The sequence below is a fragment of the Micromonospora sp. bgisy143 genome, from assembly GCF_057708145.1.
The window spans coordinates 156,914-164,116 of record NZ_JBYIRN010000015.1 but is presented as its reverse complement, the minus strand read 5'-3'; the positions used below and the strand labels follow the sequence as shown (position 1 = coordinate 164,116).

Here is a 7,203-nt window from a genome sequence, read left to right as displayed (position 1 = left end):
AGACGGTAGAGGGGGGGGGGGTTGGCGGCGACCCACCAACCACCCTCGCGCGGCGTCCAGGTCGCGGTAATGCGATCGGCGCCTTGACCCACCGCGTGGTCAGCACCACTCCGGAACGACGGGGCGGAGCCTGGCCCGAGGGCGCGACACGCCCGACCGCGGGGGTCGGCGAAGTGGGCCTGTACCAGCCGGTACAGGCGCCCGCAACACAGCGGCATCGAGAGAAGGAACAGAAGCCACCATGGCGGGACAGAAGATCCGCATCCGGCTCAAGGCCTATGACCACGAGGTCGTCGACTCCTCGGCTCGGAAGATCGTCGAGACGGTGACGCGTACCGGGGCGCAGGTCGCGGGCCCGGTGCCGCTGCCCACGGAGATCAACCGTTTCTGCGTTATCCGCTCGCCGCACAAGTACAAGGACTCGCGCGAGCACTTCGAGATGCGCACGCACAAGCGGCTGATCGACATCATCGACCCGACCCCGAAGACGGTCGACTCGCTCATGCGCCTCGACCTGCCGGCTGGCGTCGACATCGAGATCAAGCTGTAGGGACCGGACAAATGGACAGGCAAGTCAAGGGGATCCTGGGCGCCAAGCTCGGCATGACCCAGGTCTGGGACAACAACAAGGTTGTTCCCGTGACCGTGGTCGAGGCCGGCCCGTGCGTCATCAGCCAGGTTCGTAGCGCCGAGAAGGACGGTTACTCCGCGGTCCAGCTGGCGTACGGCACGATCGACCCGCGCAAGGTCAAGAAGCCGGTCAGCGGGCACTACGCGAAGGCGGACGTGGCGCCGCGCCGGCACATCGTCGAGCTGCGCACCACGGACGCGTCGGAGTACTCGCTCGGCCAGGAGGTCACGGTCGAGGAGTTCCCGGTCGGCGTCACCATCGACGTCACCGGCAAGACCAAGGGCAAGGGCTACGCCGGCCCGATGAAGCGGCACGGCTTCCACGGTCTGCGCGCCAGCCACGGTGTCGAGCGCAAGCACCGCTCGCCCGGCTCCATCGGCGCCTGCGCCACCCCGGGTCGTGTCTTCAAGGGCACCCGGATGGCCGGCCGCATGGGTGGCGTGCGCTACACCGTGCAGAACCTCACCGTTCAGGCGGTCGACACCGAGAACAACCTGCTGCTCGTCCGGGGTGCCATTCCTGGTCCCAAGGGCGCGCTCGTTCTGGTCCGTACCGCGGCCAAGAGCAAGGTGAAGAAGGGCGGTGCGGCCAAGTGACCACCGTTGACGTGCGCACCGTCGAAGGCACCACCAGCGGCTCGGTCGAGCTGCCGGCGGACATCTTCGACGTGCAGGCCAACGTCGCGCTGATGCACCAGGTCGTGGTGGCCCAGCTCGCGGCGGCCCGACAGGGCACGCACAAGGCCAAGACCCGCGGCGAGGTCGCCGGTGGCGGCAAGAAGCCGTACAAGCAGAAGGGCACCGGTCGCGCCCGGCAGGGCTCGATCCGCGCGCCGCAGTTCGCCGGCGGTGGCGTGGTGCACGGTCCCGTGCCGCGCGACTACAGCCAGCGGACCCCGAAGAAGATGAAGGCCGCCGCGCTGCGGGGTGCCCTCTCCGACCGGGCCCGCGCCGGGCAGGTGCACGTCGTCGAGGCGTTCGTCTCGGGCGAGAAGCCGTCGACCAAGGCCGCTCTGGCCACGCTGGCCAAGCTCACCGAGGCCCGTCGGGTCCTCGTCGTGCTGAGCAGCACCGACGAGCTGAACTGGGTGTCGCTGCGCAACGAGCCGCGGGTGCACCTGATCGAGTCCGGCCAGCTGAACACGTACGACGTGCTGGTGGCCGACGACGTGGTCTTCACCAAGGACGCCCTGGACGAGTTCCTGGGCGTGCCCGCCGAGACCACCGAGGAGGGTGGCAAGTGAGCACGATCGCCGACCCGCGCGACATCATCGTGGCGCCGGTCGTCTCGGAGAAGAGCTACAGCGAGCTGAACCGGAACTGGTACACCTTCCTGGTGCACCCGGACGCGAACAAGACCGAGATCAAGATCGCTATCCAGCAGATCTTCGACGTCCGCGTCCTGACGGTCAACACGCTCAACCGCCAGGGCAAGCGCAAGCGCACCAAGACCGGCTTCGGTCAGCGCAAGGCGACCAAGCGGGCGATCGTGAAGCTGGCTGACGGTGACCGTATCGAGGCCTTCGGCGGCCCGGTCAGCTGAGGGGTGTAGACAATGGCTATCCGTAAGTACAAGCCGACGACGCCGGGCCGTCGTGGCTCCAGCGTCGCCGACTTCGCCGAGATCACCCGGTCCACGCCGGAGAAGTCGCTGCTGGCTCCGCTGCCGAAGAAGGGCGGGCGTAACGCCCACGGCCGGATCACCACGCGGCACCACGGTGGCGGTCACAAGCGCCAGTACCGTCTGATCGACTTCAAGCGGGTCGACAAGGACGGCGTGCCGGCGAAGGTCGCTCACATCGAGTACGACCCGAACCGCACCGCGCGCATCGCGCTGCTGCACTACGCCGACGGCGAGAAGCGGTACATCATCGCGCCGAAGGACCTGAAGCAGGGCGACCGCGTCGAGTCCGGTCCGGGCGCCGACATCAAGCCGGGTAACAACCTGCCGCTGCGCAACATCCCGGTCGGTACCACGATCCACAACGTGGAGCTGCGTCCGGGCGGCGGCGCCAAGCTCGCCCGCTCCGCCGGCGTCGGCATCCAGCTGCTCGGCCGCGAGGGCGCGTACGCGACCCTGCGTATGCCGTCCGGCGAGATCCGGCGTGTGGACGTGCGCTGCCGCGCCAGCATCGGCGAGATCGGCAACGCCGACCAGTCGAACATCAACTGGGGTAAGGCCGGCCGTATGCGGTGGAAGGGCAAGCGCCCGACCGTCCGTGGTGTCGCCATGAACCCGGTCGACCACCCGCACGGTGGTGGTGAGGGTAAGACCTCCGGTGGTCGCCACCCGGTCAACCCGCAGGGTAAGCCCGAGGGCCGCACCCGCCGTAAGGGCCAGCCGAGTGACCGGCTGATCGTCCGCCGTCGCTACGCCACGCGTAAGCGCGGCTGAGGGAGATAAGACATGCCTCGCAGCCTGAAGAAGGGCCCGTTCGTCGACGACCACCTGCTCAAGAAGGTGGAGGTCCAGAACGACAAGGGCTCCAAGAACGTGATCAAGACCTGGTCGCGGCGCTCGACGATCATCCCGGAGATGCTGGGTCACACGATCGCCGTGCACGACGGACGCAAGCACGTCCCGGTTTTCGTGACCGAGGCGATGGTCGGGCACAAGCTCGGCGAGTTCGCGCTGACCCGCACGTTCAAGGGTCACGAGAAGGACGACCGGAAGAGCCGTCGGCGCTGACGCCGCGGGCATACGGATAGAGGGAACAAGGGGTTACAGCGATGCCAGGAAAGGGCGACGCTCCGGTGCTTCCGGGCGCGCGGGCGGTTGCGCGGCACGTGCGCATCTCGCCGATGAAGGCGCGCCGGGTGGTCAACCTCGTCCGCGGCCTGCCCGCGAAGGAGGCTCTCACGGTGCTGCAGTTCGCGCCGCAGGCTGCGAGCGAGCAGGTGTACAAGGTGCTCGCTAGCGCGATCGCCAACGCGGAGAACAACGAGCGGCTGGACCCCGACGCGCTGCTCGTCAGCGAGGCGTTCGTGGACGAGGGCCCGACGATGAAGCGGTTCCAGCCGCGGGCGCAGGGTCGGGCGTACCGGATCCGCAAGCGCACCTGCCACATCACCGTGGCGGTCGAGGCGGTCGCGCCGGCAGCGCCGAGGAAGGCCGCGGCGAAGAAGGCCGCCCCGGCCACGCAGGCCGCACCGGCCGAAGCGCAGAGCAAGACGGAGGACGCCGAGTAATGGGTCAGAAGGTTCACCCCACTGGGTTCCGGCTCGGCATCTCGACCGACTGGAAGTCCCGCTGGTTCGCGGACAAGCTCTACAAGGACTACATCGGCGAGGATGTCAAGATCCGCCGCATGATGTCCAAGGGCCTCGAGCGTGCCGGGATCTCCAAGGTCGACATCGAGCGCACCCGCGACCGCGTCCGCGTCGACATCCACACCGCCCGGCCGGGCATCGTCATCGGCCGTAAGGGTGCGGAGGCCGACCGGATCCGCGGCGAGCTGGAGAAGCTCACCGGCAAGCAGGTCCAGCTGAACATCATCGAGGTGAAGAACCCCGAGTCGGACGCTCAGCTCGTCGCGCAGGGCGTGGCCGAGCAGCTGTCCAGCCGGGTCAGCTTCCGTCGGGCGATGCGCAAGGCCATGCAGTCGGCCATGAAGAACCCGGTCTGCAAGGGCATCCGGGTTCAGGTTTCGGGTCGCCTCGGCGGCGCCGAGATGAGCCGGACCGAGTTCTACCGTGAGGGCCGGGTTCCGCTGCACACGCTGCGGGCCAACATCGAGTACGGCTTCTTCGAGGCCCGTACCACGTTCGGCCGGATCGGCGTGAAGGTCTGGATCTACAAGGGCGACGCCGTCCCGGGCCGGGAGGCTCCGGCCGAGGCCGGTCCGTCCCGCCCGCGTCGTGGTGAGCGCGGCGACCGTCCCGAGCGTCCGCGCCGTGGCCGGTCGGGTTCATCCGGCACCACGGCTGGTGGCACCGAGGCCGGTCGGGCTGCTGCGACCACCATCGCGCAGCAGGCCGAGACGCCGAGCGGCGAGCCGGTCGACAGCGCTGCTGTCGCGGCCACTGCTGCTCCGGCAGAAACGCAGCAGGAGGGCTGACAGATGCTGATGCCGCGCAAGCCCCCGAAGGGCTTCCGCAAGCCGCACCACCCGGACCGCCACGGCGCGTCCAAGGGTGGTAACCGGGTGGTGTTCGGCGAGTTCGGGATCCAGGCTCTCGAGCCGGCGTACGTGACCAACCGCCAGATCGAGTCGGCGCGTATCGCGATGACCCGTCACATCAAGCGTGGCGGCAAGGTCTGGATCACGATCTTCCCGGACCAGGCCCTCACCAAGAAGCCTGCCGAGACCCGGATGGGTTCCGGTAAGGGTTCGCCCGAGTGGTGGGTCGCCAACGTCAAGCCGGGACGGGTTCTCTTCGAGATGTCGTTCCCCAACGAGCAGATCGCGCGTGAGGCCATGCGTCGCGCGATCCACAAGCTCCCGATGAAGTGCCGCATTGTTACGCGCGAAGTGGGTGAATCCTGATGGCAGCGGGCGTTAAGGCGACCGAGCTGCGTGAGCTCTCCGAGGAGGAGCTGGTCACGAAGCTGCGGGAGGCCAAGGCGGAGCTGTTCAACCTCCGCGTGCAGGCCGCAACCGGGCAGCTGGACAACAACCGGCGGCTGCAGGTCATCCGTCGGGAGATCGCCCGGATCTACACGATCATGCGCGAGCGCGAGCTGGGGCTCTCGGCCGCGCCGACTGAGGTGACTGCATCATGACCGAGAACACCACCGCCGACGCCACCCGCGCGCGCCGTAAGGTTCGCGAGGGCCTGGTGGTCAGCGACAAGATGGACAAGACCGTCGTGGTCGAGGTCGAGGACCGGGTTCGGCACGCGCTGTACGGCAAGATCATGCGTCGTACCAGCAAGCTGAAGGTGCACGACGAGCAGAACGCCGCTGGCACCGGCGACCGGGTCCTGATCATGGAGACCCGGCCGCTGAGCGCCACCAAGCGTTGGCGGATCGTGGAGATCCTGGAAAAGGCCAAGTAGCGAAGGCTCGAGCTCGCCCGGCGTTGCGTCGGGCGTAGGTTCCGCCAGGCTCCGGCCGCCACGGCGGCCGGAGAACCGGCAGACATAGGAGATAGACGTGATTCAGCAGGAGTCGCGACTGCGCGTCGCCGACAACACGGGTGCTCGGGAAATCCTGTGCATCCGGGTTCTCGGTGGCTCCGGTCGGCGCTACGCGAGCATCGGCGACGTCATCGTGGCCACGGTCAAGGACGCGATCCCGGGTGCCGGTGTGAAGAAGGGCGACGTCGTCAAGGCGGTCGTCGTTCGCACGGCCAAGGAGAAGCGGCGGCCGGACGGCTCGTACATCCGCTTCGACGAGAACGCCGCCGTCATCATCAAGGACGGTGGGGACCCGCGCGGTACCCGTATCTTCGGCCCGGTGGGCCGGGAGCTGCGGGACAAGCGGTTCATGAAGATCATTTCCCTCGCGCCGGAGGTGTTGTGACCGTGAAGGTCAAGAAGGGCGACACGGTCGTCGTCATCGCCGGCAAGGACAAGGGCGCCAAGGGCAAGGTCATCGCGGCCTACCCGCGGCAGGACAAGGTCCTTGTCGAGGGCGTGAACCGGGTCAAGAAGCACACCCGCATCAGCACCACCCAGCGTGGCGCCAAGACCGGCGGCATCGTCACCCAGGAGGCCCCGATCCACGTCTCGAACGTGCAGGTCCTGGACTCCGACGGCAAGCCGACCCGCGTCGGTTACCGGATCGACGACAACGGCCAGAAGGTCCGCATCGCGCGTAGCACCGGTAAGGACCTGTGATGACCACGGCTACCGAAAAGACCATGCCGCGCCTCAAGGAGCGGTACCGCAACGAGATCGTGGCCCAGCTGCGTGAGCAGCACAGCTACGGCAACCCCATGCAGGTGCCGCGGCTGGTCAAGATCGTCGTCAACATGGGTGTCGGCGAGGCCGCTCGCGACGCCAAGCTGATCGATGGCGCGGTCCGCGACCTCGCCACGATCACCGGCCAGAAGCCGCAGGTGCGGCGGGCGACCAAGTCCATCGCGCAGTTCAAGCTCCGCGAGGGCATGCCGATCGGCGCGAAGGTGACCCTCCGCGGCGACCGCATGTGGGAGTTCCTGGACCGGCTGCTGTCCATCGCGCTGCCGCGTATCCGCGACTTCCGCGGTCTGGACGGACGCAAGCTGGACGGGCACGGCAACTACACGTTCGGTCTGACCGAGCAGTCGGTGTTCCACGAGATCGACCAGGACAAGATCGATCGCCAGCGGGGCATGGACATCACGGTGGTCACCACCGCTACGACCGACGACGAGGGCCGGGCGCTGCTCAAGCTCCTGGGCTTCCCGTTCAAGGAGAACTGAGATGGCCAAGAAGGCGCTGATCCTCAAGGCGGCCGCGAAGCCGAAGTTCTCGGTTCGCGCGTACACCCGCTGCCAGCGGTGCGGGCGTCCGAAGGCGGTCTACCGCAAGTTCGGGCTCTGCCGGGTCTGCATCCGGGAGATGGCCCACCGCGGTGAGCTGCCGGGTGTGTCCAAGGCTTCCTGGTAAGGGCGACCGCGTCCCGGCTCCGGCCGGGAACTCCTGCAC

The 7,203-nt window shown here is 68.0% G+C and carries 15 protein-coding genes; all 15 read left to right on the top strand.

Translation table 11 applies throughout. The features are described from left to right. The first annotated feature begins 241 nt into the window (after positions 1–241). A complete protein-coding gene (gene rpsJ, locus AC3EN4_RS19075) occupies positions 242–550 on the top strand; it encodes a 30S ribosomal protein S10 (RefSeq protein ID WP_007073037.1) in 309 nt (102 codons plus the stop codon). A gap of 11 nt (positions 551–561) precedes the next feature. Beyond that, complete coding sequence (rplC, locus tag AC3EN4_RS19070; protein WP_422736964.1) at positions 562–1,227, top strand: 50S ribosomal protein L3; 666 nt, start codon at positions 562–564, stop codon at positions 1,225–1,227. Then, positions 1,224–1,874: a 50S ribosomal protein L4 gene (gene rplD, locus AC3EN4_RS19065; protein ID WP_357126515.1), complete on the top strand. Its 651-nt coding sequence runs from the start codon at positions 1,224–1,226 to the stop codon at positions 1,872–1,874. Before rplC ends, rplD begins: the two co-directional genes overlap by 4 nt. Beyond that, complete coding sequence (gene rplW / locus AC3EN4_RS19060; protein WP_088998352.1) at positions 1,871–2,173, top strand: 50S ribosomal protein L23; 303 nt, start codon at positions 1,871–1,873, stop codon at positions 2,171–2,173. Before rplD ends, rplW begins: the two co-directional genes overlap by 4 nt. Positions 2,174–2,185: 12 nt before the next feature. Then, entirely contained in the window at positions 2,186–3,025 is an 840-nt protein-coding gene (gene rplB, locus AC3EN4_RS19055; RefSeq protein WP_013288631.1) for a 50S ribosomal protein L2, read from the top strand. 12 nt (positions 3,026–3,037) lie between these two features. Beyond that, positions 3,038–3,319 (top strand): 30S ribosomal protein S19, encoded by a 282-nt coding sequence (gene rpsS, locus AC3EN4_RS19050; RefSeq protein WP_007465299.1) that lies wholly within the window; start codon positions 3,038–3,040, stop codon positions 3,317–3,319. A 41-nt stretch (positions 3,320–3,360) separates the two neighbouring features. Continuing rightward, positions 3,361–3,819 carry a 50S ribosomal protein L22 gene (gene rplV / locus AC3EN4_RS19045; protein WP_089018943.1) on the top strand — a complete coding sequence of 153 codons (459 nt, stop codon included), beginning with the start codon at positions 3,361–3,363 and terminating at the stop codon, positions 3,817–3,819. After that, the gene (gene rpsC, locus AC3EN4_RS19040) at positions 3,819–4,688 is read left to right on the top strand and encodes a 30S ribosomal protein S3 (RefSeq protein WP_091402401.1); all 870 of its coding nucleotides are present in this window, start codon (positions 3,819–3,821) and stop codon (positions 4,686–4,688) included. Before rplV ends, rpsC begins: the two co-directional genes overlap by 1 nt. Before the next feature lie 3 nt (positions 4,689–4,691). Then, on the top strand, positions 4,692–5,117 hold the full coding sequence (gene rplP / locus AC3EN4_RS19035; RefSeq protein WP_073834927.1) for a 50S ribosomal protein L16: 426 nt from the start codon (positions 4,692–4,694) through the stop codon (positions 5,115–5,117). After that, on the top strand, positions 5,117–5,353 hold the full coding sequence (gene rpmC, locus AC3EN4_RS19030) for a 50S ribosomal protein L29 (RefSeq protein ID WP_007465283.1): 237 nt from the start codon (positions 5,117–5,119) through the stop codon (positions 5,351–5,353). Before rplP ends, rpmC begins: the two co-directional genes overlap by 1 nt. Beyond that, positions 5,350–5,628 (top strand): 30S ribosomal protein S17, encoded by a 279-nt coding sequence (gene rpsQ / locus AC3EN4_RS19025; protein WP_355050759.1) that lies wholly within the window; start codon positions 5,350–5,352, stop codon positions 5,626–5,628. Before rpmC ends, rpsQ begins: the two co-directional genes overlap by 4 nt. 97 nt (positions 5,629–5,725) lie before the next feature. Then, positions 5,726–6,094, top strand: a complete 369-nt coding sequence (rplN, locus tag AC3EN4_RS19020; RefSeq protein ID WP_007073026.1) for a 50S ribosomal protein L14 — start codon at positions 5,726–5,728, stop codon at positions 6,092–6,094. Then, the gene (gene rplX / locus AC3EN4_RS19015; RefSeq protein ID WP_007465276.1) at positions 6,091–6,411 is read left to right on the top strand and encodes a 50S ribosomal protein L24; all 321 of its coding nucleotides are present in this window, start codon (positions 6,091–6,093) and stop codon (positions 6,409–6,411) included. The genes rplN and rplX overlap by 4 nt, the downstream gene beginning before the upstream one ends. Beyond that, positions 6,411–6,977 carry a 50S ribosomal protein L5 gene (gene rplE / locus AC3EN4_RS19010; protein WP_088987580.1) on the top strand — a complete coding sequence of 189 codons (567 nt, stop codon included), beginning with the start codon at positions 6,411–6,413 and terminating at the stop codon, positions 6,975–6,977. The genes rplX and rplE overlap by 1 nt, the downstream gene beginning before the upstream one ends. Before the next feature lies 1 nt (position 6,978). Continuing rightward, positions 6,979–7,164: a type Z 30S ribosomal protein S14 gene (locus AC3EN4_RS19005; RefSeq protein ID WP_007073023.1), complete on the top strand. Its 186-nt coding sequence runs from the start codon at positions 6,979–6,981 to the stop codon at positions 7,162–7,164. Positions 7,165–7,203: the final 39 nt, after the last annotated feature.

Bases quoted from the DNA above. Each gene is read 5' to 3' on its own strand.
- rpsC (WP_091402401.1), top strand. From the start codon at position 3,819: ATGGGTCAGAAGGTTCACCCCACTGGGTTCCGGCTCGGCATCTCGACC.
- rplV (WP_089018943.1), top strand. From the start codon at position 3,361: ATGCCAGGAAAGGGCGACGCTCCGGTGCTTCCGGGCGCGCGGGCGGTT.
- rplP (WP_073834927.1), top strand. From the start codon at position 4,692: ATGCTGATGCCGCGCAAGCCCCCGAAGGGCTTCCGCAAGCCGCACCAC.
- rpsJ (WP_007073037.1), top strand. From the start codon at position 242: ATGGCGGGACAGAAGATCCGCATCCGGCTCAAGGCCTATGACCACGAG.
- AC3EN4_RS19005 (WP_007073023.1), top strand. From the start codon at position 6,979: ATGGCCAAGAAGGCGCTGATCCTCAAGGCGGCCGCGAAGCCGAAGTTC.
- rplE (WP_088987580.1), top strand. From the start codon at position 6,411: ATGACCACGGCTACCGAAAAGACCATGCCGCGCCTCAAGGAGCGGTAC.
- rpmC (WP_007465283.1), top strand. From the start codon at position 5,117: ATGGCAGCGGGCGTTAAGGCGACCGAGCTGCGTGAGCTCTCCGAGGAG.
- rpsS (WP_007465299.1), top strand. From the start codon at position 3,038: ATGCCTCGCAGCCTGAAGAAGGGCCCGTTCGTCGACGACCACCTGCTC.
- rplB (WP_013288631.1), top strand. From the start codon at position 2,186: ATGGCTATCCGTAAGTACAAGCCGACGACGCCGGGCCGTCGTGGCTCC.
- rplC (WP_422736964.1), top strand. From the start codon at position 562: ATGGACAGGCAAGTCAAGGGGATCCTGGGCGCCAAGCTCGGCATGACC.
- rpsQ (WP_355050759.1), top strand. From the start codon at position 5,350: ATGACCGAGAACACCACCGCCGACGCCACCCGCGCGCGCCGTAAGGTT.